Here is a 20,693-nt window from a genome sequence, read left to right as displayed (position 1 = left end):
TCCCGGCCTGATCGTCGTACTCCACACCTCGATTAAGGACCACACGTGAGATCAGGAAAGCGCGGCTTAGTCCGCTACCTCGCCCTCTCCCTCGCGCTGGCCGCGTCGGCTGTCGGGTTCCAGGCCCCGACCGCGGCGAGCGCCTCCGCCGCGGTCGAGTGCTGCGGCCTCGTCATCCGCTACGACAGCATCCAGAACGTCGTCGTCGCCGCGAACATCAGCGCCAACAACGTCGGCCGGGGGTCGAACTGCAACATCTGGAACTGGGGCGGGGGCAACAACTGGAACCCGGTCAACCCCGGGGGCAACTGCGACACGCGCAGCATGAACGGGCACACGTACAGCTGGAACATCTGGGCCGACACCGACGCGTTCACCATCCAGTACGAGGGCTACTGGCTGAGCCACCACGGATCGTGGCGCTGGGTGAACGCCAACGTCTACACCAAGATCAACGGCGCTGAGACGGCCAAGTGCTACCGCGAGTCGGACGGCGTCAACTGCTACGTCGTCTACTAGGAGCCGGGTCATGTGGCCGAGGTGCCTCGGCCACATGATCACTCGTTAGGCGATCGACTCGATGGGAACAAGGCGGAGATGCCTGAGGAAACCCACCAGACTCCGCCGGCCGAGCGCCAATCGTCCCGTTGCTGACATGACCGAACTGCGTCCCAGTGACCCCGCCGAACCCGGCATCACCCGCCGCCGGAGAGGGCGTTCCTTCTCCTACGCCTATGCCGACGGCCGCCCGGTGAAGGACCGGCGCACCCTGCGCAGGATCCGGGCGCTGGTGCTCCCCCCGGCCTGGCGGGAGGTGTGGATCTGCCGTGATTCCGGCGGCCACATCCAGGCCGTGGGCACCGACGCCGCGGGCCGCCGCCAGTACCGCTACCACGACGTCTGGCGCGAGGAGCAGGACCGGGCCAAGTTCGACCGGGTCGGCAAGCTCGCCGAACGCCTGCCCGAGTTCCGCAAGAAGGTCGAGGCCGACCTGGGTGAGAAGGGCCTGACCAGGGATCGGGTGCTGGCGGCCGCGGCGCGCATGCTGGACATCGGCCTGTTCCGCGTCGGCGGCGAGGCCTACGAGTCGTTCGGCCTGGCCACTCTGCGCATGGAGCACGTCACGTGCGCCAAAGGCCGGGTGACCTGCTCCTATCCGGCCAAGGGCGGCGTACCGAGGGAGATCGAGATCACCGACCCGGACGTCTGCAAGGTCGTCACCGCCCTGCGCAAGCACCACGACGACGGCGAGCTGCTCGGCTACGAGCAGGACGGCGGCTGGGTCGACGTCAAGAGCGACGACATCAACGCCTACCTGCGCGACCGCTTCGGCACCGAGGTCACCGCGAAGGACTTCCGGACCTGGCACGCCACCGTGTACGCCGCCGTCGGCCTGGCCGTCTCCCAGCGGCTGCGCACCCGAACCGGCCGCCGCAAGGCGATCACGAGGGTCATGAAAGAGGTCGCCGAGCACCTCGGCAACACCCCGGCCGTGGCCCGCGCCTCCTATGTCGACCCCCGGGTGATCACCGCCTACGAGCGCGGAAAGACCATCGAGCGCGCTCTCACCGACCTGGGCGACGGCGACGGCCCCGCCACGCACGGCGCGGCCGAACGCGCGGTCATAGCCTTGCTCAAACGCACGCGATGAAGCCGGAAAGCGTCGTTGATCCTGGCCAGAGAAGCAGCCACAATTGTTGACGATACCGACATGCACCCGACCGACCCACGAAGCACCGGGCCACGGACAGGGGGATCGACATGGAGATCGCGTCATACCGAAGAGGGACAGTGGCCGTCGTGGCCGTGTCCGGGGAACTCGACACCATGACCGTGGGCGCGCTGCGTGAGCGCATCGTCGGCACGGGCACCCGCCAGACACCCGGGCTCGTCCTGGACCTGTCGCGGGTCACGTTCGTGGACAGCGCGGGGATCCGGCTGCTGATCGCCACGTTCGTGTCGAAGTCCGTCCGTCCGGGCCGGATGGCCATCGCGGGCATGAGCGAACACGTCGAGCATCTGATGACGGTGATGGGGATGCTGGGACGGCTTCCCTCCTACGGAAACGTGGAGAACGCGATCAACGCGGTCGCCGCCGAGAGTTACGCCGGCTGAGCGTTCGTGTGGCCGCGGCAGCGCCCTTGAACGACGAGGGTCTGGTGTTGCCGGCCGCGTGGGGTCAGCTCGCGGTGCTGCTGGGGGGTACTGGCCCTGGTCATCTTCGGTGCCTTCGGCGCCACCCTGGAGACCGAGCTGTCGTCGGGATATTCGATCAGCCAGTATTTCGGCTGGCAAGTACGTGCGACAGCTCGACCACGGCAGCCGGTACGTCTCCTGGGACCAGATCGGCGACCACGACGACCCGATCCGGCTCACCGAACCACGCGACGCCCTCATGACGTTGAGCGAACTACTGAGGAACGCTAGAGGCTGATTCCACCGCATCCATCGCAGCGACAGGGGTGTGCATCACCCGGAAGCCCTCGCTTTGCGGCTGCCCTGTCCGGCTGACGACGTTTGCCTCCCCCGTCACGGGCACTAGAGGGTTCCACCAAGAACCAAAGGGGTTGTCCATGTCTGAGCCGTGGAGCTACAACGAGGGCGTCGTTTCCGGTGCCGGGGTCAGCCTGATCGGGTTCGACGTCGAAGCGACCGACGGCAAGATCGGATCCGTGGACGAGCAGAGTGACGCCGTCGGCGATGCCTACATCGTCGTCGACACCGGCTTCTGGATCTTCGGCAAGAAGGTCGTCATGCCCGCGAGCACGATCACCGAGGTCGACCCGCAGGAGCGCAAGGTCTTCCTGTCCCGCACGAAGGAAGAGATCAAGAACGCACCCGAGTTCGACGAGGACACATACAAGGACCCGACCTACCGCGAGCAGGTCGGCAACTACTACACCGGCTACAACCAGCGGCCGTAGCCCCGAAGCAGCCCGCATCCGACGTCCGGTCACAGGGTCCCACCGGTCGCCGGGTGCGGGCTTTCGCGTTTCCAGGGGTAGGCGTCAGGAAGTGGCCCATGTTGCCTGCCAGGATGACCCGGGCGGCGACCCGGAGCAGCCCGCTGGTCAGGGTCTGGTAGCCAGTGGCGTGCACCATGATCACCGCGGTGGCCGGGGCGATCCAGATGGTCTCGTGCGGCAGCAGCAGGCTAGGCGGCGACCGTGGAGAGGGTGGCGTAGGTCCCCGGGTAGTGGGGCAGGTGACCACAGTTCAGGCAGGCGGGATCGACTGGTTCACGATCTGATGCCCCACGCGTGTCGCCCCGAGAGAGGATGACATGTGACGACTCGTGAGAATCTCAGCCAACTCCTGCGTGATCGCGATGTGGACATGCTGTGCGGTGCGCTCCTGTCCGGCGGCGGCAGCTACGAGGTGTTCGACACCGCCGCCAAGGTCGACGACCTTCTGTCCACCTTTCACGGAATCGACTACGGGTCGAAAGCCGCCCCCGTCGGCTTCACCGACGCCATCGCCGACCTCGAGGCATGCAGCTTGCCGGAAGTCGTGCCGGCTCAGGTGTGGAGCCCCGGCTACCGCTATCACATGCAGCTCTTCCTGACACCGGATCGAACGCGCCTGGTCGTCTGCTACGCCGTTCACCTGCCGCAGCGGGAGGCCGCCGCCGCCAACTGACCGGCACCACCGCCACCCGGATGCTCATCTCGCAGGCGAACTCGACGTCGCAACCGAAAGTCGACTCCGACGCTGACCGCGCGACCGCGCCTCGTCCGACGTGAGCTCCACACTGTGAACCGTCACGGCCAGGCGGAAAATGTTACCGGCTCTCCCGCCCGTCGATGCCGCTTACGCGACGCACAACCACCTCTGCCACCCGCTCTACGGGTGAGGGTCAGCCCCGCTGCCAATTGAGCGCTCCTGCTCGATCCACTCTCGCAGCGCGGCAACGCATTGGTCGTTGTACGGCTCCAGCCACTGCCGGACAAGCCAGCCAGTGGTGAGGGGGAGAGAGAACGCGGGAACCCGAGTCCGGCGTGGCCACCCCTCCGCACTCTCCCACCGAAGATCGAACTTGCCCGTCCAGGTACGGCGAATCTCGGTGATCCGCCCGATCGGGACTCGACGAGTCCACATCACCTTGTGCACCCTGACCTCTGTGCCGGTGCAGTTGACACCGAACAGGGCCGCCCGTGCCACGCGCACGACACCGACCACCAACAAGGGCACCGAGACGACCGCCACCGTACCCAACTCGACCGGCGAAGCCCTGACCAGATGCTCCAGCCGCAAGCCGCTGCCCTCTGCTCCCAGGACCACGCTCGACCAGAGCAGGCCGAGCACGATTAGCAGGAGGCCAGAAAGGGCCAGAGCGCCACGCACAATCGGATGCGCCCTCACCTTCATGTTCCTATGATGCGCTGTGCCACACGGCAAGTAGCGTCCTCCGCTTGGGTCCGCAATCCCCCGGGCGGCGGGTGCTGCGGGTTACGTCGCTCGCCGGTATTCGGCCGGCGTCACGTAGTCGGGTCCGCGTCATGCCGGTCCAGGAGGGTCAGACCGGTCTGAGTGGGGTGGTGCAGGACGCTGCCGTGGTGCCGGCGTGTGGTGATCAGGCTGGCCTCGCGCAGGACGGCGGTGTGCTGGCTGATGGCCGCCGAGGAGATGTCCAGGCTGCGGGCCAGGGCGCCGGTGGTGGTCACGCCGTCGGCGATGGCGGTGAGCACCGATGCGCGCGTGCGCCCGAGGAGGTTGGCCAGCGCCCGCGTCGATGTGCCGGCCGTCCAGATGCCCGCGGCGTGGTCGACGCTGAGTGCGGCCGGATAGATCAGAATGCAGTCGGCGAGATCGCCCGGGTCATACATCACCACCGGGGCTCGCAGGAAAAACGACGACACCAGCAGCAGTCCCCGCCCCTCGAGGGTGAAGTCGTCGTTGCGGTGTCCGCCGGCATTGATGTGGAGGGTAGGCGGCGCCCACCGGATGTTCGGGTGCAGTTGGGACAGCAGACCGTCGATACCGTGGTCGAGCAGGATCGTGCCGCGCCGGCCGCGCTCAGCGTCGAGGTGCGCCCGGATGCGGCCCCAGTGTGAACCGACAGCGGCATGGTGGTAGGCCCGCAGCGTGGACAGTACCTCCCGTCTGACGGCGAGGGTGTCGGCGAGCCCGGCGAGCGCGGTCGGCACCCGGCCATGGTGGCCGGCGTAGAAGTCCAGCTCTGACTGGACGGCCTGCCGAGGGCTGGCCAGGAAGGTTTCGGCGCTCTCGGCCAGATCGCGCCCCGTCCCGGCGAGGCGAGCCAGGTCGAAGCACGGCATTCGCGGGGGCGCGACAGCGGTCAGGACCGCGAACCGCGCGTCAAGGCGACCACGCACCCGACGCCGCCACGCACCGAACGTCACCTCCTCCGCGCGCCCGCGCAGCGTGGTCAGGCTGAACAGGGTCTCGGCCATGGGACCCAACGTCGGCGCGACCCGCACCCGCCCCAGGTCCTCGGCCGTGAAGTGAATCCTGTGCATCCGACCCCCATGTATGCGTCGGCATCGCCGTCACAGCATGCCGCCAAGCGGTCAAGAAATGCCCTGAGCGGCACGGTTAAGCCAGGACTTACAAGCCTCACAGTGCGTGATTTCTTCCTGCGACAGTGAGCGGGCCGATCTTCCACAGAAGGGACGGCTCGACCTCATGCCGTCCCGCCGAAAGAAAGGTTCACCTGAGCATGCGCAACCGAATCCACACCACGCTGATGAGCATGGCCGTCATGGCCACCGCGGCCGTCGGCACCGGGCTGGTGCCCACCCCGGCGAGTGCCGCGGTCACCGCGCCGATCACCGTGGCACCCGCCGCCCAGGCGACACTGGCCGAGTCCGGCTTCACCATGGAGTCGGCGACCATCGGAGCCCAGGCGGCCGGCTACGTCAGGAACAAGGCCACGAACCGATGCCTGGAGCAGGGCAATAACGGGCACGTCTTCACGAGTCTGTGCCACTACGGCCCCACCCAGACCTGGACGTGGGTCGGCGGGGAGGGTTACAGGCCCCTGATGAACTGGCACAGCCAGGAGTGTCTCGACGGCACCGCAGCCACCGGCAGCGTCTACACGCTCAGCTGCAACGGCGGCGACTACCAGAAATGGCAGCTGGGCGTCGCCGGTCACATCACCCAACGCCAGTCGGTCCAGAACCTCGACAGCAACTGGGCGGGTTCGGTGTACCTTTCCCCGCAGAACCGGGGCGACTACCAGATGTGGTACTGAGCTCCACTGAGTCTGGGCAGACATGAGCGTCTTCGATGCGCCGCAACCGGCCGCGCCCCTCCGAGGGTTCATCTCCCGAACCGACTCGGCCTGACAGCACTGAAACGTCCTGGGTGTCGTTGTCACCAGCCACCAGTGCGCCACGAAGCGCCGATCTGCCGTCGTGGTGGCGGAACCCTGGAATCGCTGGGGAGTGCAGAGCCAGCCTCGACCAGGTCGGGCTGAGGTCGGCAAGACCGGCCACTGGTCACCGAATTCTCGGCGAACTTCCGCCTTGGCGACGTGACCGGTTATCGCATCCTCGGCTACGAGGTCGAGGACCTGTCCGACCCGGCCCAGCGCGACACGCCCATCCGCTACGCCCCTGAGTTGGTGGTTCGCCCGCCGTTCGATGCGGGAGGTGGCACCTCACGCCCGGGGTGTACGTACAAGTGGCCCTGGCTTCGACGAGGCCGGGGCCATCCGCGCGCACATAGGGAACTGGTCGAGGGTTTCCTGTGCGCGAGCACCGACAGGGCGCGCAGCGGTCTTCGCAGGAAGAGTTCCCTCCCGACGGGTCGGCGGGGAGGAGCGAATTAAAACCAGGGCCATCCGGATAGTCCGCGACTTATTCTTGGCCGCGTAGAGAGCGCTCCCGGGCAAGGGACAGTCCACCTGTCGCTTCTGTCAACTCTCCGGCAAAGTCGGTGCGGCCGACGAACGGATCCCGGCGGAATATCGAATTTCGCTGTAAGCGATGCGACAATAGAAAACATGATCACAGCGGACTCCCGGCTGAAGCAGGCGACAAACCTCTACGAACAGGGAGATGTTTTATAGCGGGATGGATACATGGCTGAGGCATTGGCTAATTACGACGAGGCGGCATCGCGGTTCCGTAACCTGCGGAAGATCATGATCATGCCGAGTCAGCGGCGATTCCTCGATATTCTGGCCGGGCAGAGCCTGCTGAGCGGAGCCATGCTGCTCACCGAGACCGGTGCCGATCCAGTCGGTGCCGAACAGCGGTACCGACAGGCGGAGATTTCGCTCGCCAGGTCCGGGTCCGACCGCCCGGAATTCCACGCCTGTCTCACCAGCTTCGGGCACTTCCTGCGCACTCAGGGGCGGTTCATCGAGGCGGAGGCGATCTTCTCCGCAGGGGCCCGCTGGGTCGTGGCCAGCCTGTGGCCGGTGCCCGACGCGGCCGCGAAGCGCCTGATGGTCGACTTCTACGAGCACCTCAGAGCCGGTGCGGACGTGCCGTCGGCACTGCACGCGGCCAAGGCCGTCGCCCGGGAGAAGTCCAAAACGGCGCGGGTGCCGGACCGCCCGTTCTGGGCCGCCTTCGTAGCGCTCGGCGCCGACCGGAAGTCACTCCATGCCGACATGCCGCAGGACCCTCGCGCGTAGGCAGCGCAGGTCCCGGTGCGCCGTCTCGGCGTCGGGCCCAGCCGGCCCGAGCCGTCGACGGCGGCCCACCACTCGATTGGGCGGCCCGCACTGCCCAGGAGCACCTCGCGGGCGGGGCGGCCGAGCATCGACCAGCACTCGTCGCGTAGCGGACCCGGATCGCAGCCTCGGAGCGCATCGGTGAACGACCGGGCAGCTTTTTGCGCGCGGCCGCGAAGGCGCAGGATATTCGATGAGGGAAGCGTATTCGATAAAGCCGGATAATTCCCTCGCGGTATCACTCTGGAACCACTTGAGAAGCGTTTTGGAAGCGCGGTAATTCTTGTTCGCTCCAGATTTCCCGTGTGATACTGACCGAACTCATCAATAACCAGGGGGAAGCAATGCCGCGATCCTGAACAGGCAAACCGAGGACCAGCCCATAGTGATAGCCGCGGACGGCACGATCTCCGCCGCGTCGAATGGAAGGCGGACGACTTCTAGGAATGGCCCGCCGTGACAACGACTTCGTGGTGCCGGCCGGTCTTCTCATCGCCGAGCTGAACTGGTCACGCCGGCTGCACCTGGAGCAGCAAAGGTTGCGGGAGCATTTTCCGCAGTTCGGCTTCGCCCAAGCCCCGGACGGCTCCCTCCGGATCAACGGCACGTTGCGAACCAACGAGCAGGGGACCTGCCCGCTCAGCATCGTGCTGCCGCAGTACCACCCGCATGAGATCCCGTCCGTTTACCCGGTCGGCTGGGATTCGGCCTGCCCGCACATCTACCAGGCGGGAAACCTCTGCATCATGCGTCTCGACCGCCTTCGCCGTGGCCAAGTCGGCCCTGTGGCTCAACAAGTTCGAGGTCTTCCAGCAGGAACCCGGAAGTGAGTGAGGGTGGTGACAGTAAGACCGTTCACACGACGGAGCGGCGTGCGGACGACATGCCGCGCGGCTAGCCTGGTGACCGTCGCCTCTCGGGGGAACCGAGGCGTGAGCACGACGCACCCAGGGGCCCGTGTGACGCGTATCCACGTGAAAGTTCTGGGGTCGGCGCAGCTCACCGCCGACGGCGCGGCAGTCTGGCTGTCGCCGCGCACACCGAAGATTCTGCTGCGGCCGGCGGCCGCCGAGGGCGAGCCCGTCTTCTATCGGAACGTCTGGGAAGGGCACGGGGATGTCTTCACCCGCGTCCGGGTCGAACCCGTCGGCCGCGAGTCCCGGCAGGACAACCCCAGGGGAAAGCGGATCAGGTACCCGGTGGGCATCGACTTCGATCCGCTGCGTGTCGCCGCTGTCGCCACCTTCGTACGGACATTGGATGAAAGCGGTCAGCGTCATGATCGATCGGCAGAAGGTACGGAACCAGGCGCTGGCCATCCTGCGGCAGATCCCGGACTGGGAGCTGACCCCGGCGCGCTGGGAGATCGTCGCGGAGCTTCTGGAGGTCGCGGACGTGGCCGTGGCGGCCGGCGACCTCGATGGTCTCGACGCCACCACCGTCCAGCTCGAACTCGTCGGGCCGGTACGGATGACCCGGCTCGGTGCGACACCGAGCGAACCACCGCCCCCACCCGTGCGAGATCGCCTCAACATCCTCGTCCACAGACTGAGCAGCGCCCACCCGCAGGAGGACGAGTGACGGTCGTGCTGGATCAGCAGTTCGTCGTCCATCTGTACGGCTTCACCGAAGGACCCGGCGCGCGGGCCTCCTACCGGGCGCTCAGCGAGATCTGGCGCGGCTGCCGGCTGCTGTTCGGCATGACCCAGCCCGTACCGGGCCTCTGGCTTCCGGACCTCCTGCCCGCGTCACTGGACGGCCTGCCCGAGGACGGCGAGGTCACGATCGCCGCGCAGGAACGTCCCGGCGCGGACTGCCAGGCCGTCCTGCGCCGACACCACGACGTGCTCAATCTGTCCGTCGCGCTCGCCCCGCCGGAGGCGAGGGCGCCGGACGGCGGCGGCTGGCCGTGGTGGCGGTTGTTCGGCCGGCAGTGGGATTCGCTCACCGCCGAGCACACGCCCCACCTGCTCGGCGAGGCGCAGATCTATCAGACCAGGATCGAGGACGAACCCGACCTCGCCGCCGCGGCCACCCCGCTCTACGAACGGCTCAGCGGTCTGCTACCCCCGCCGGTCAGGACCGGTGACGGCTGGTGGCGTGGTGTCTCGCCCGCGCCCGACCTGGCGTTCTGGGAGTGCGGCGCCGAAGCCGACGACCGCCCCAGCCGCCGGTTCCTGCTCGCGGTCGGCCCCGAAGCGGATCCGGTGGCGAGCGCCTGGGCATGGTCGCGTGGCGACCCGGCGATACCGCCGCTGGCCCGCTATCTCCTGCACGCGGCGAAACTCCGCTACCAGCTTCGCGTCTGGCGGCGCGACAGTCAGTCCACCGGGTTACGGTCTTCGCTGGACGCGCTGGGCGGCAAACTACGGCAGCTCGGCCCGGACGCGCAGGCCGAGGCCGAGATGCTGCGGCTGCGCCGGCTCGACGCGCTGCTCCTGCACACCGACCTGCGGGCCTTACGGCAGACCGTCGAGATCGCGACGGACAATCTCGGCCGGGCCTTCGACCTGACGAAGGTGCTCGTCCCCGGCGGTCCGTTCGCCGACGACACCGGTCTGGCCCGATCCCTGCTGGAACGACTGACCGACGAACTCGCCGCGCTCGGCATCGCCGCCGACCAGGCCGAGCACCTGACCAACGCCGGCAGCCGATCCGCGCCGCGCGAGAGCACGCCCGGCCCGGAGTCCGGCACCGCGCAGAACGTGTTCGTCGTCCACGGCCGGGACGAGCCCGCCCGAGTGGCCGTCTTCGCCCTGCTGCGGGCCCTCGGCCTGCGCCCGCTGGAGTGGGAGGACCTGGTCGCGATGACCGGCCAGGCCACGCCCTATCTCGGCGAGGTGATCGCCCGATCCCTGCCGCTCGCCCGGGCCGTCGTGGTGATCATGACGCCCGACGACGTCGTCCAGCTCCACCCCGATCTCCGCCCGGAAAGCCACGAGAACCGGCCGTCCCTCCAGGCCCGGCCCAACGTCCTGCTCGAACTGGGCATGGCGCTGGTCGTCCACCCGGAACGGACCCTGCTGCTCGTCGTCGGCGACCAGCGGCCCGTCAGCGATCTCGGCGGCCGCAACTTCATCAGGGTCTCCGGCGAGCCGGGCTTCCGGGAGAAGGTCGCCCTCCGCCTGCGCCTCGCGGGCTGCCCGGTCGACCTCGGTTCCGAAGGCTGGCGTACGGCAGGCGACTTCGCCGCCCTGACGGCCCTGCGGCGCGAACCGATCCCGCTTCCGAAGCCCGACGAGGCGGCTCCACGTGAATGACCCCGCGTCAGCAAGATCCAGAAACGGCGATGTCCCGGTGAACCGAACCCCGGACCCACACGGCTCGCTATGACATTCGTCATCCGGTTCAGGCTGTTTCGCGGCACTACAGCGCCACACCCCTCCCGGCGACGCTGGTCCCATGTTGGAACTCACTGATCTAACCAAGAAGTACGGAGACATCACCGCGCTCGACGGCGTGAGCCTGAAGGTCCGCAAGGGTGAGAAGGTCGCGCTGCTCGGACCCAACGGCGCGGGCAAGACCACGCTCCTGTCGATCGCGCTCGGCCTGCTCTCCCCCGGTTCCGGCACCGCCCGGCTGCTCGGGCGGCCGCCCCGGGAGGCGATGACGGCCGGTCGGGTGGGGGTGCTGCTCCAGGACGCGGGGTTGCCCGAGGACGTGAAGGTGGGCGACCTGGTCGCGGCCGTCGCCGGGATGTATCCCGGGAACGCGCTGCTCGACCTCGGTGACCTGGCCGAACGTCGGGTGATGGCGCTCTCGGGCGGGCAGCGGCAGCTCGTGCGGTTCGCGCTCGCGATCGCGGGTGACCCGGAGCTGCTGATCCTCGACGAACCTACCGTCGGTCTCGACGTCGACGCCCAGCGGGCGCTGTGGCGGCAGGTGCGGGATCGGACCGTCGTGTTCGCCACCCACTATCTTGCCGAGGCCGACGACCACGCCGATCGGGTGGTGCTGCTGTCGGGGGGCCGGGTCGTCGCCGACGGGCCGGTCGAGGAGATCAAGGCGCTGGTGGGAGGGACCGAGGTGCGGGTCACTCTCGACGTCATGGACGTCCCCGGGTTGCGGGCTCTGCCGGGTGTTCAGGACGTCGTGGTCGACGGGTCCACGGCCACTCTGCGCACCGGTGACTCCGACGCCACGCTCCGCGCGATGTTCGCCGCCTTCGACGAGGTGCGGAACGTGCGGACGGCCGGGGTCGATCTGGAGAGCGCGTTCGTCAGTCTGACCGGCAAGGGGGCGTGATGCGGTCTTTCCTGCTCTTCGAGGTGCGGCGCGGGATGTCCAGCCCGGTCAACCTGGTCTTCCTGGCCGGGTTCCCGGTCCTGCTCTACCTGTTGTGGACGAAGGTGCTCGATCTGGCGTCCGGACCGGTCTCCATGGTGTCGATGGCGACGTACGGGGCGATGGGGGGTGCGTTGTTCATCGGCGGGGCGATCGCGATGGAGCGGGCGAGCGGGTGGCTGCGGCAGCTCGCGGTCACACCGCTGCCCGCTCACGGCTACATCGTGTCCAAGGTGGTCGCGGGGATGCTGGCCGTGCTGCCGAGCGTGGTGATCGTGCTGGCGGCCGGGGCGCTGCTGGGCGGGGTGCGGTTGCCCGTGGGCACGTGGCTGGTGTTGCCGCTGCTCATCTGGGTCGGGGTGGTGCCGTTCGCGGCGCTCGGGGTGGCGTTCGGTTACGCGCTCAAGGGCCAGTCGGCGAACATCGCCACGATGGTCGTCTTCTTCCTGCTGGCGGTGCTCGGCGGGCTGTGGCTGCCGGTCTCCCGGATGCCCGGTTGGTTCCGGGTGGTGGCCGAGTACAGTCCGGCCTACCAGTCGGGGTCGCTGGGGTGGCGGGCGCTCGACGGGCTGCCGCCGACCGGGACGTCGGCGCTGGTGCTGGCCGGGTGGACGGCGCTGTTCGTCCTGCTCGGGGTGTGGCGATATCGGAGGGCCATGTGGAGGTGAACCACCGGGTGCTGATGCTCGCGCGGCTGACCTCGCTCGGCTGGCTGCTCGTGCTGGTCTGGCCGCTGTGGGAGGCGTTCCGTGAGCGGCCTCCCTGGTGGCAGATCGTCGGCATCGTGGTGCTCGTCGGTGTGTTCGCCGTCTGCTGGGGACGGATCATGTGGCGGGCCTTCGGCGTCGACGTGGCCGACCGGTGGAGCGTCGGTGGGCTGCTGGCGGCGGTGGCGGCGCTCTATCCGCTGCTGGGGGCGCCCTGGGCGTACACCTCCTGGCTGTTCGTGATCTCCGTGCTGGGGTCGTCGTCCTTTCTGGCGGCCGGGCTGGTCGTGACCATGGCTGTGAATGTCGGGGTGCTGCTCGTCCACGGCGAGGGGTTCGTGTGGTGGGTGCCGGTGGCGATGGCCGTACAGGCGGCGGCCGTAAACGCGCTCACCCACATGCGGGGGCTGATCACCCAGCTCAGCCAGGCCAGGGAGGAGAGCGAGCGGCTCGCGGTGGAGAACGAGCGGCTGCGGTTCGCCCGGGACCTGCACGACATTCTCGGCCACACGCTGACCTCGATCACCATCCGCAGCCAGCTCGCCGCCCGGCTGACCGCGACCGACCCCGGACGGGCCGCCGACGAGATGGGCGGGGTCGAGCGCACGGCCCGCCAGGCCCTCGACGACGTGCGGGACGCCGTGGCCGGATACCGCGCGGTCTCATTGCCCGAGGAGCTGCGCAACGCCCGTGCCGCGCTCGATCTCGCCGGGATCCGGCTCCACGTCTCGGGCGCGGAACCGGTTCCGTCCGGCTCTGAGTCACTACTCGCCTGGGCTGTACGAGAGGCGGCGACCAACGTGCTCCGGCACAGCCAGGCCAGAGAATGCTGGGTCACCTTGACCCTCGGTCCTGGGGGGGTGTCCCTGGAGGTCCGCGACGACGGCCGGGCCCCGGTCACCGTGGGGTCGGGCAGCGGGCTCGCCGGTTTGGCCGAGCGGGTCGAGGCGTCCGGCGGCACGCTTTCTGCGGGCGGCCTGCCGGACGGCGGCTACCGGCTGCGGGTGGAGGTGCCGTGATCCGGGTGCTCATCGCCGACGACCAGGACCTGGTGAGGGGTGGCCTGGCCGCGTTGCTCGGGCTCGAACCGGACATCGAGGTGGTGTCCGAGGTGGCCCGGGGTGACGAGGTCGGGCCCGCGGTGGCCGCGCATCGGCCCGATGTGGTGCTGCTGGACATCGAGATGCCGGGGCTGTCCGGGCTGGAGGTGGCCGAGCGGCTGACCGGGGTGCGGGTCATCATCGTGACGACGTTCGGGCGGCCCGGCTACCTGCGGCGGGCCCTCGACGCGGGAGTGGCCGGGTTCGTGGTGAAGGACGCGCCGGCCGCCGAACTCGCCGCCGCCGTCCGGCGGGTGATGGCGGGGGAACGCGTCGTCGATCCGAAGCTCGCGGTGACCGCGCTGGCGGTGGGGGCGAGTCCGCTGACCGTACGGGAAGGTGATGTGCTGCGCGCCGCCGACGGCGGGGCGAGCGTGTCCGACATCGCCCGCGCGCTGTTCCTGACCGAGGGGACGGTGCGGAACTACCTGTCGTCGGCGATCGGGAAGACGGGGGCGCGCAACCGGGCCGAGGCGGTCAGTGTCGCGCGGTCGCGCGGCTGGCTCTGAGACCTGCGGCTATACCGGGGATATACCGGCCTGCCCCATGCTCTGAATGGCTCCCGCCCGGCGCTCCCACCGCTCGGGCGGGGGCCTCAGCCGTCGAGGATGCGTTCGGTATCGCGCCACAGCCTGGCCTGGAGGCCGGGGTCGTCGGCGAGTGACGGCGGCCGGATCAGCCGGGTGAGGATCTTCTCCAGGGGCGCGGCGAAGCGCAGTTCGCGGCCCAGGCCGGTGGTGTTGAAGCCGGGGTTCAGGCAGTTGGCGGTGACGCCGGTGCCGGTCAGGCGGCGGGCGAGTTCGAGGGTGAACATGATGTCGAGCAGCTTGGACCTGCCGTAGTGCGCCGACGATCCGCGCGCGGTGAACGGGACCGTCTCGGTCAGGTCCGCCGGCAGCCGGAGCGTGCCGTGGCGGCGGGCGGCCGGGGAGGCGACGGTGACGATCCTGGCTTCCGGGGCCCGGTGCAGGGCCGGGAGGAGTTCGCGGGTCAGCAGCCAGGGGGCGAGCCCGCTGGCTTAACGCGTTCGGGCCCGCCCGCCCCAGCGCGGTCGCCGGGGCCGTCGGCATGGACCGCAGCTCCACCAGCACCCTGATCGGCAAGATGCGGTCACTCGGGCTGCTCGACAGTTCGCCCGCCCCCGACGACCGGCGCAGCGTCATCGTCGGGCTCACCGAAGAGGGGCGCCGGCGGGTGGCGGCGACGCTGGAGGAACGCGGGCGGGAGTTCTACGCCCGCACCGAGAACTGGCCGGACGAAGACCTGAGCCGCCTGATCGAACTGCTCGACCGCCTCACGAACGACCGCTGACGGCGCGGTAGCGCAGGCCGTCGACGAGGAGGGCGACCATGCGCCCGCTGTAGGCGACGCCGTGCTGGGAGAGGGTGGCGACGGCGTAGAGCAGGTCTTCCGGGGTCACATCGGCCTGGATCTCGCCACTCGACCTCGCGGTTTCGAGCAGCGTCCCGAGCGTCGGACCCAACCGGCCCATGAAATAGCCGGGCAGCGACTCGAACGCCGGGTCGCCCGAGTGGAGGGCGCTTGCGAGGCCGCGTTTGGTCGCGAGGAACTCGGTGTAGCGCAGGAGCCATTCGGCCAGGGCCGCCCCCGGTTCGTGGGCCGCGCTCAACGCGGGGGCGGCGTCGGCGCAGGCGTCGACGCCGCGCTGGAAGACGGCTTTGACGAGGTCGGAGCGCAGCGGGAAGTGCCGGTAGAGGGTGCCGACACCGACACCCGCCAGGTCGGCGATCTCCTTGGCGGGGGCGTCGACTCCGGACGTACCGAAGACGGTTCTGGCGGCCTCGAGCAGGGCGTCGACGTTGCGTCGCGCGTCGGCGCGCAGCGGGCGCGGCGCCGGGGTCTCCGTCACGGCACTCCTTCACTTGCTTAAGCGGAAAGCTTTTCCGTATAGTTCCGGAAAGACGTTCCGCTTAATTTACCCTCTGTCAGGAGGAGCCGCATGCGTTACCGCACGCTCGGCCGGACCGGTATCAAGGTCAGCCCCTACGCGCTCGGCGCGATGATGTTCGGGGCCATGGGCAACCCCGACCACGACGAAGCGATCCGCATCATCCACAAGGCGCTGGACGCGGGGATCAACTTCGTCGACACCGCCGACGTCTACTCGCGCGGGGAGTCGGAGGAGATCGTCGGACAGGCGCTCAAGGGGCGCCGGGACGAGGTCGTGCTGGCGACCAAGCTGAGTCTGCCGATGGGTGACGACCCCAACCAACGCGGGAACTCGCGGCGCTGGATCATGAGGGCGGTGGAGGATTCCCTCCGCCGTCTGCGGACCGACCACATCGACCTCTATCAAATCCATCGGCCGGACCCTGAGACCGACATCGAGGACACGCTGTCGGCACTGTCCGACCTGGTGCGCAGCGGGAAGGTGCGGGTGATCGGGTCGTCCACGATGCCCGCCTCGGACATCGTCGAGGCGCAGTGGGTGGCCGAGCGACGGGGACTGGAGCGGTTCCGCACCGAGCAGCCGACCTACTCGATCCTCAACCGGGGCATCGAATCCGAGGTGCTGCCGGTCGCTCAGCGGTATGGGATGGGCACGCTGGTGTGGAGCCCGCTCGCGAAGGGGATGCTGACCGGTCGCCTTCGCAAGGGTCAGACGACCGATCTGCGACGGGCCGCGCGGTTCTCATCGTTCAGCGACGAGCGGCGACTGGATGTCGTCGAGCAGATCGTTCCGCTGGCCGAGAAGGCGGGGCTGCCGATGACGCACCTCGCGATGGCCTTCGCGATCGCGCATCCCGGCGTGACCAGCGCGATCATCGGACCGCGCACGATGGAGCAGTTCGACGACCTGCTCGCTGGGATGGACGTCGTGCTCAGCGAGGAGATCCTCGACCGGATCGACGAGATCGTGCCGCCGGGCACCGACGTCGGCTCGCGTGACGAGGCCGCCTACCTGCCTCCGGCCCTCGTTGACCCGAGCCTGCGGAGAAGGGCTGCGTGAGACTCGGTCCGGGGCACTTCGTCGGGTGGCCGGCCAGGCGGAGCCGTAACGGAAAAAAGAGCTTTTCGACCATCGACGGCGAGAAGGAAACGGGCCGGCCCGCGAGTACGGACCGGCCCCTTCTCTTCTACTCTCAGTCGTCTTCGGTGACGACCAGGCGGGCGAAGCCGTCGCCGACGGTCGCGCCGGCCGAGACACCGGCCACGACCTGGTACGACTGCGCCGTCGTGGACTTGATCGTGTTACCGGTCACCGGCACCGTGAAGGTGCCGCCGGTCGAACCGGCCGGGATGGTGATGGACGTCGCCAGCGAGGCGATCACCGGGTTGGTACCGGCCGACAGGGCCTGCACCGACACGGTCACCGGCTGGGCGGCGGCCCGCGACAGGGTCAGCGGGATGGTCGCCGTGCCCGGCCCGTTGCCCTCGACCACGGTCACGTCGCCGACCGAGACCTGCGGCAGCGTGGCGATGGTCTCCTCGCCGACGCGGTAGCGGGTGAACGACAGGTCGGCCAGGTAGACGGCGCCGGTGGCCGAGGATCCGGTCAGCGACACCTCCTTGATGTCCTTCTTGTCGATGCCGCTGAGTCCGGCCAGCGGCAGGCGGACCGCCCGCAGCCAGGTCTTCGGCAGCGGGGACGCGAGTCCGGGCAGCGCCTCGAGCGCGGTGCTCAGCGAGGAGACCGGCACGGTGACGCTGCGGTCGCGGCCGTCGACCAGGGTGAGCGCGAGGTCGAGCGGCTGCGCGGCCGGGATGTTCTCGTCACGGGCGACCCGGAAGGTCAGGTATTCGGCCTTCGAGATGTTCCGCTCTGCCAGCGGCACGGTGAGCTTGCCGGTGGTGTCTGCCCAGGTGAACCGCAGGAGCGAGGTCGCCGTGGCGTTCGGCAGGTAGGTCGCGGGGGTCCACGACGGGGCCTGCGAGGTGGTCAGCTTGGTCGCGCAGGAGGGCAGGCCGCTCTGCGGGGAGCGGTCGAGCATGCTGGCGCAGATGACGCCGGTCGCCGAGCCGGAGGTCGTCGAGATCGTCGACCCCGAGAAGGTGTCGACGTCGATCCGGCTCGCGGCCGGGGCCTGGGCGACGGAGTAGACGACGGCCCGGCCGGCCGAGGCGACGGACTTGTTGCTGCCGTCGAACAGCGGCAGCAGCGCCGTCTCCTGGCCCTGGACGAGCCGGAAGAACCCGGCCATCAGGGCAGTGCCGACGTTGTACTGCTCAGCGGGCAGCAGACGGGAGGCCGCGCGGTTGCCGCAGACGGGGTCGTTGTTGTTCGACCAGTCGTCGGAGGCGGGGGCGGTGGCCACGCCGGGCGTCCACTCGGTGTTGAAGAAGTTGTGGTCGGTGCCCATGACCATCTGGACCGACCGGAAGGCGGTGTCGCCGGGGGCGGCGTACAGGGAGTCGTCGTAGAAGTGCTGACCCTGCTGGTTGGAGACGTCTCCGTCGCAGTACGGCAGGATCGTCAGCGTCGGGATGCCCGGCAGCGACGCCCGCGCGAAGTCGGTCGGCGCCAGCGGCAGCACGGCGCGCACGCCGTAGGGCTTGGCCCGCCCGGCGTTCATCAGCACGGCCTTGGCCACACCCTCGCCACCGCGCGAGTGGCCCATCATGCCGACGTTGTCCAGGTCGACCCGGCCCTTGAACAGGGCGACGAGCTGCGGGTCGCCCTTGCCCTTCTCGGCCTCGTTGATCAGGTCGAGGTGCCGCATGACGACCTCGCCACGCGCCAGCGCGCCCCGGTCCTCGGAGAAGTTGGCGTCGAACGCGTTGACCGCATTGGCGCTGACCGAGACGACGATGTAGCCGTGGCTGGCCAGCGCGTCAGCCGGACCCTTGTAGCCGGTGTAGCTGTCGATCGGGATCTGCGGCGCCGGGCACGGCCAGGCGGCGTTGCTCGTGCGGCGGGTCACCGCGTCGTAGCAGGCGGAGTGCCGGCCGTGGAGGAACAGCACCAGCGGACGCCGCCCGGTGGCACCGGTGGGCGCGTACACACGGGCCTTCAGCTCGCCGAGCCGACCGCCGAGACCTTCCAGGGCGATGGCCTGCGAGCCCAGGTCGTAGTCGGTCTCGGTGACTTCGAACGGTCCAAGCACACCCGGGTCCGTGGGGATCGTCGAGGGCTGGGGGTCAGCGGGCGGGGTGTATATGGCCCTGGACCTGACCTGCGCCGACGACTCGACCACACCGTTCCAGGCGACCTCGACACTGCCGGCGCCGGCGGCGCGCGGGTCGTCGGTGAGCAGGGTCAGGGTGTGACCGTCGGCGCTCTCGGTGGCGAAGCCGAGCGACTCACCGTCCACCGCCAGTTCGGGAACGGAGTCCCGGACCGGCAGGGGTTCGTCGAGCGTCAACGTGACCTTGTATCCCCCGTCGACCTCGACAACAGACCAGGTGTCGGCGGACGCGGGGAGGGGCAGGGAGATTAACCCCGTCACCACCGCGAGGATCGCGGCAGCCCTAGAAAGCCTCATGGTATTCCTCTCGTGCACTTACGTCCCGCAAGCCACACAAAGCTCACGAAACAGCACGAGGTTAAACTTTCAACTATTGTCCCGACATTAATCCGTGTTGCAACGGAGTAAACGATCGCCTACAAACGAGGATTTCGGACGGTTATAACGTCTTCGTGGTCACCAGGTTCGCGCCCGATCCGGATCGTCCGCCCGTTGTCGTGGGAGTCGCCGAAGGGGGTCTTCTCCCACGTCGCGGTGATGTCGGACGCGGCGATCCTCCCCTTCCCGAACATGAGGGATCCGGTGCGCCGCTGAACGGTGACGCCGTCGCCATTGGTCACGATGTCGGTGACGTCGGTGAACCTGACCCCCTTGCCGGGTGACAGCAGCGCCCGGACGGCCTTCACCGGGTCCTTGGGCGCGGCGGCCTGTGCGGGGGTCGCGGTCAAGAGGAGCGCCGCGGCGGACAAGGCGGAGATGAGAATTCGCATCGGGTGATCGTTTCACGCGATGATCGATTTGTGGTGTTCTCTGACACTTTGGCAAGAGTGCGGTCGAATGCCCCGCGCATGACTCGTCAGGCGTGATCGGTGGCGACGCGTTCCCAGAGGTCCCAGCGCCAGATGACCCGCATCCCCGCGTTCTCGTAGAGCCTGGTCGCGCCGGTCGGGTTGGCGGCGTCCACGTTCAGCATCGCGTCTTTCAGGCCACGGGCGCGGAACGCGGTGAAGGCCCGGCGGAGGAGGGCGTCCGCGATGCCCCGGCCCCGGTGGGCAGGCAGCACGCCGAGTTCGGCGATCCAGCCCCGGGTGCCTTCGGTTCTGGTGATCAGCGCGGCGACGGGCCGACCGCCGTCCGAGGCCAGCAGCCAGTGGGCCGGGTCGTCGGTCTGCTCTCCGGCCCACTGGTCGAAGGGCTCGGGCTGGTAGCCCCAGTCGTCGGCGAAGGCGGCCTGGAGAACGCCGTGGACGGATCTGAGCTCGTCGGGGCCGATGAGTGGGCGGATGTCGAAGGCGTCCGAAGAGGGCGTGATCGGGTCGGCCAGGTCGAGGTGCATGTACCAGAAATGGCGGACCGGGCTCAACCCACGGCCCCGGAGCATGCCGGCGATGGCCTGGTCGGTCGCGGTGACGGAATGGCGGAACGTGGCCGGAGACGAACCGGCCAGGAGGTCGTCGGCCCGTTCTTCGATGCGGTCGAGCAACGCGGTGCCGATGCCTTCGCCGCGACGGTCGGGACGCACCACTCCCCATGACCTGACGAGCCCGGGCCCGTTGAGGGTCGCGTGCCCGTAGGCGACGATCGAGCCGTCTTCGCCGACGGCCACCCAGGCGTCGGTGGCGGGGTCGAACGTCGCGCTGCTCCACTCACCTTCGAGCAGACCGATGCCCAGCACGCTCTGGCCGAGCTCATTGGGCCCATCGGTGCCGAGAACGGCGGCGATCTCGGTGAGATCCGCCCGGGTCGGCGGCCGGAAAGTCACAGTCATGTCCGGAAAATAGCCAATCCGACTCGAAAGGCACACCCC

24 protein-coding genes are annotated in these 20,693 nt (G+C 68.9%); 17 read left to right on the top strand and 7 right to left on the bottom strand.

The genetic code is table 11. The annotated features are described in order from the left end of the window. Positions 1-45 precede the first annotated feature (45 nt). The 6 genes from AW272_RS19300 to AW272_RS19280 all read left to right on the top strand — a co-directional run bounded on the left by AW272_RS19300 (position 46) and on the right by AW272_RS19280 (position 3,639). Positions 46-519: a hypothetical protein gene (locus AW272_RS19300; protein WP_066367006.1), complete on the top strand. Its 474-nt coding sequence runs from the start codon at positions 46-48 to the stop codon at positions 517-519. Positions 520-655: 136 nt separating this feature from the next. Continuing rightward, on the top strand, positions 656-1,651 hold the full coding sequence (locus AW272_RS19295; protein WP_066367004.1) for a DNA topoisomerase IB: 996 nt from the start codon (positions 656-658) through the stop codon (positions 1,649-1,651). Between the two features lie 110 nt (positions 1,652-1,761). Next, entirely contained in the window at positions 1,762-2,115 is a 354-nt protein-coding gene (locus AW272_RS19290; protein ID WP_083958472.1) for an STAS domain-containing protein, read from the top strand. A gap of 184 nt (positions 2,116-2,299) precedes the next feature. After that, complete coding sequence (locus AW272_RS45620; RefSeq protein WP_275527302.1) at positions 2,300-2,434, top strand: hypothetical protein; 135 nt, start codon at positions 2,300-2,302, stop codon at positions 2,432-2,434. A 139-nt stretch (positions 2,435-2,573) separates the two neighbouring features. Continuing rightward, positions 2,574-2,924 carry a hypothetical protein gene (locus AW272_RS19285; RefSeq protein WP_066366992.1) on the top strand — a complete coding sequence of 117 codons (351 nt, stop codon included), beginning with the start codon at positions 2,574-2,576 and terminating at the stop codon, positions 2,922-2,924. Between the two features lie 361 nt (positions 2,925-3,285). Continuing rightward, on the top strand, positions 3,286-3,639 hold the full coding sequence (locus AW272_RS19280) for a hypothetical protein (RefSeq protein ID WP_157518652.1): 354 nt from the start codon (positions 3,286-3,288) through the stop codon (positions 3,637-3,639). Between the two features lie 204 nt (positions 3,640-3,843). Here the strand turns inward: AW272_RS19280 and AW272_RS19275 are convergent, their stop codons facing one another. Further along, positions 3,844-4,368 (bottom strand): hypothetical protein, encoded by a 525-nt coding sequence (locus AW272_RS19275; protein ID WP_066366987.1) that lies wholly within the window; start codon positions 4,366-4,368, stop codon positions 3,844-3,846. Between the two features lie 110 nt (positions 4,369-4,478). Continuing rightward, positions 4,479-5,414, bottom strand: a complete 936-nt coding sequence (locus AW272_RS19270) for an ArsR/SmtB family transcription factor (protein WP_169807573.1) — start codon at positions 5,412-5,414, stop codon at positions 4,479-4,481. A 266-nt stretch (positions 5,415-5,680) separates the two neighbouring features. Between AW272_RS19270 and AW272_RS19265 the strand changes: the two genes are divergently transcribed. The 9 genes from AW272_RS19265 to AW272_RS19225 all read left to right on the top strand — a co-directional run bounded on the left by AW272_RS19265 (position 5,681) and on the right by AW272_RS19225 (position 14,248). After that, positions 5,681-6,217, top strand: coding sequence for an RICIN domain-containing protein (locus AW272_RS19265; protein WP_066366980.1), 537 nt, complete (start codon positions 5,681-5,683; stop codon positions 6,215-6,217). 831 nt (positions 6,218-7,048) lie between these two features. Further along, the gene (locus AW272_RS19260; RefSeq protein ID WP_066366976.1) at positions 7,049-7,609 is read left to right on the top strand and encodes a CHAT domain-containing protein; all 561 of its coding nucleotides are present in this window, start codon (positions 7,049-7,051) and stop codon (positions 7,607-7,609) included. A gap of 485 nt (positions 7,610-8,094) precedes the next feature. Further along, positions 8,095-8,478, top strand: a complete 384-nt coding sequence (locus tag AW272_RS19255) for a ubiquitin-conjugating enzyme family protein (RefSeq protein WP_066366974.1) — start codon at positions 8,095-8,097, stop codon at positions 8,476-8,478. Between the two features lie 430 nt (positions 8,479-8,908). Continuing rightward, positions 8,909-9,229 carry a CATRA system-associated protein gene (locus AW272_RS19250; protein ID WP_066366960.1) on the top strand — a complete coding sequence of 107 codons (321 nt, stop codon included), beginning with the start codon at positions 8,909-8,911 and terminating at the stop codon, positions 9,227-9,229. Then, the gene (locus AW272_RS19245) at positions 9,226-10,908 is read left to right on the top strand and encodes a CATRA conflict system CASPASE/TPR repeat-associated protein (protein WP_066366958.1); all 1,683 of its coding nucleotides are present in this window, start codon (positions 9,226-9,228) and stop codon (positions 10,906-10,908) included. Before AW272_RS19250 ends, AW272_RS19245 begins: the two co-directional genes overlap by 4 nt. 142 nt (positions 10,909-11,050) lie before the next feature. After that, a complete protein-coding gene (locus AW272_RS19240) occupies positions 11,051-11,893 on the top strand; it encodes an ABC transporter ATP-binding protein (RefSeq protein ID WP_066366956.1) in 843 nt (280 codons plus the stop codon). Further along, entirely contained in the window at positions 11,893-12,600 is a 708-nt protein-coding gene (locus AW272_RS19235) for an ABC transporter permease (RefSeq protein ID WP_066366954.1), read from the top strand. The genes AW272_RS19240 and AW272_RS19235 overlap by 1 nt, the downstream gene beginning before the upstream one ends. Beyond that, positions 12,591-13,658: a sensor histidine kinase gene (locus AW272_RS19230; RefSeq protein WP_083958471.1), complete on the top strand. Its 1,068-nt coding sequence runs from the start codon at positions 12,591-12,593 to the stop codon at positions 13,656-13,658. The genes AW272_RS19235 and AW272_RS19230 overlap by 10 nt, the downstream gene beginning before the upstream one ends. Beyond that, positions 13,655-14,248: a response regulator transcription factor gene (locus AW272_RS19225; RefSeq protein WP_066366953.1), complete on the top strand. Its 594-nt coding sequence runs from the start codon at positions 13,655-13,657 to the stop codon at positions 14,246-14,248. Before AW272_RS19230 ends, AW272_RS19225 begins: the two co-directional genes overlap by 4 nt. A gap of 86 nt (positions 14,249-14,334) precedes the next feature. Here the strand turns inward: AW272_RS19225 and AW272_RS40705 are convergent, their stop codons facing one another. After that, entirely contained in the window at positions 14,335-14,553 is a 219-nt protein-coding gene (locus AW272_RS40705; RefSeq protein WP_083958470.1) for a Rossmann-fold NAD(P)-binding domain-containing protein, read from the bottom strand. Between the two features lie 254 nt (positions 14,554-14,807). Between AW272_RS40705 and AW272_RS40700 the strand changes: the two genes are divergently transcribed. Next, entirely contained in the window at positions 14,808-15,050 is a 243-nt protein-coding gene (locus AW272_RS40700; protein ID WP_083958469.1) for a winged helix DNA-binding protein, read from the top strand. On the opposite strand, the gene AW272_RS19215 is transcribed toward AW272_RS40700, so the two are convergent. Next, positions 15,034-15,609, bottom strand: coding sequence for a TetR/AcrR family transcriptional regulator (locus AW272_RS19215; protein ID WP_066366951.1), 576 nt, complete (start codon positions 15,607-15,609; stop codon positions 15,034-15,036). The genes AW272_RS40700 and AW272_RS19215 overlap by 17 nt on opposite strands. Before the next feature lie 90 nt (positions 15,610-15,699). Here AW272_RS19215 and AW272_RS19210 point away from each other — a divergent pair, with 90 nt between their 5' ends. After that, entirely contained in the window at positions 15,700-16,710 is a 1,011-nt protein-coding gene (locus AW272_RS19210) for an aldo/keto reductase (RefSeq protein WP_066366949.1), read from the top strand. Positions 16,711-16,843: 133 nt separating this feature from the next. Here AW272_RS19210 and AW272_RS19205 read toward each other — a convergent pair whose 3' ends face one another. The 3 genes from AW272_RS19205 to AW272_RS19195 all read right to left on the bottom strand — a co-directional run bounded on the left by AW272_RS19205 (position 16,844) and on the right by AW272_RS19195 (position 20,654). Next, positions 16,844-19,147 carry an alpha/beta hydrolase gene (locus tag AW272_RS19205; RefSeq protein ID WP_157518651.1) on the bottom strand — a complete coding sequence of 768 codons (2,304 nt, stop codon included), beginning with the start codon at positions 19,145-19,147 and terminating at the stop codon, positions 16,844-16,846. 155 nt (positions 19,148-19,302) lie between these two features. Beyond that, positions 19,303-19,656 (bottom strand): hypothetical protein, encoded by a 354-nt coding sequence (locus tag AW272_RS19200; protein ID WP_066366944.1) that lies wholly within the window; start codon positions 19,654-19,656, stop codon positions 19,303-19,305. Between the two features lie 86 nt (positions 19,657-19,742). Then, positions 19,743-20,654 carry a GNAT family N-acetyltransferase gene (locus tag AW272_RS19195; RefSeq protein WP_083958468.1) on the bottom strand — a complete coding sequence of 304 codons (912 nt, stop codon included), beginning with the start codon at positions 20,652-20,654 and terminating at the stop codon, positions 19,743-19,745. Between the last annotated feature and the right edge of the window lie 39 nt (positions 20,655-20,693).

This window comes from Herbidospora mongoliensis (assembly GCF_001570545.1).
In the GTDB taxonomy this organism is placed as follows: Bacteria; Actinomycetota; Actinomycetes; order Streptosporangiales; family Streptosporangiaceae; genus Herbidospora; species Herbidospora mongoliensis.
The sequence above is the reverse complement of the archived record's forward strand: the minus strand, read 5'-3'. Positions and strand labels throughout refer to the sequence as shown.

Coding starts and splice junctions, on each gene's coding strand:
- AW272_RS19295 (WP_066367004.1), top strand. CDS start 656: ATGACCGAACTGCGTCCCAGTGACCCCGCCGAACCCGGCATCACCCGC.
- AW272_RS19290 (WP_083958472.1), top strand. CDS start 1,762: ATGGAGATCGCGTCATACCGAAGAGGGACAGTGGCCGTCGTGGCCGTG.
- AW272_RS19285 (WP_066366992.1), top strand. CDS start 2,574: ATGTCTGAGCCGTGGAGCTACAACGAGGGCGTCGTTTCCGGTGCCGGG.
- AW272_RS19275 (WP_066366987.1), bottom strand. CDS start 4,368: ATGAAGGTGAGGGCGCATCCGATTGTGCGTGGCGCTCTGGCCCTTTCT.
- AW272_RS19270 (WP_169807573.1), bottom strand. CDS start 5,414: ATGGCCGAGACCCTGTTCAGCCTGACCACGCTGCGCGGGCGCGCGGAG.
- AW272_RS19265 (WP_066366980.1), top strand. CDS start 5,681: ATGCGCAACCGAATCCACACCACGCTGATGAGCATGGCCGTCATGGCC.
- AW272_RS19260 (WP_066366976.1), top strand. CDS start 7,049: ATGGCTGAGGCATTGGCTAATTACGACGAGGCGGCATCGCGGTTCCGT.
- AW272_RS19255 (WP_066366974.1), top strand. CDS start 8,095: ATGGCCCGCCGTGACAACGACTTCGTGGTGCCGGCCGGTCTTCTCATC.
- AW272_RS19250 (WP_066366960.1), top strand. CDS start 8,909: ATGAAAGCGGTCAGCGTCATGATCGATCGGCAGAAGGTACGGAACCAG.
- AW272_RS19240 (WP_066366956.1), top strand. CDS start 11,051: ATGTTGGAACTCACTGATCTAACCAAGAAGTACGGAGACATCACCGCG.
- AW272_RS19235 (WP_066366954.1), top strand. CDS start 11,893: ATGCGGTCTTTCCTGCTCTTCGAGGTGCGGCGCGGGATGTCCAGCCCG.
- AW272_RS40705 (WP_083958470.1), bottom strand. CDS start 14,553: ATGTTCACCCTCGAACTCGCCCGCCGCCTGACCGGCACCGGCGTCACC.
- AW272_RS40700 (WP_083958469.1), top strand. CDS start 14,808: ATGGACCGCAGCTCCACCAGCACCCTGATCGGCAAGATGCGGTCACTC.
- AW272_RS19210 (WP_066366949.1), top strand. CDS start 15,700: ATGCGTTACCGCACGCTCGGCCGGACCGGTATCAAGGTCAGCCCCTAC.
- AW272_RS19200 (WP_066366944.1), bottom strand. CDS start 19,656: ATGCGAATTCTCATCTCCGCCTTGTCCGCCGCGGCGCTCCTCTTGACC.
- AW272_RS19195 (WP_083958468.1), bottom strand. CDS start 20,654: ATGACTGTGACTTTCCGGCCGCCGACCCGGGCGGATCTCACCGAGATC.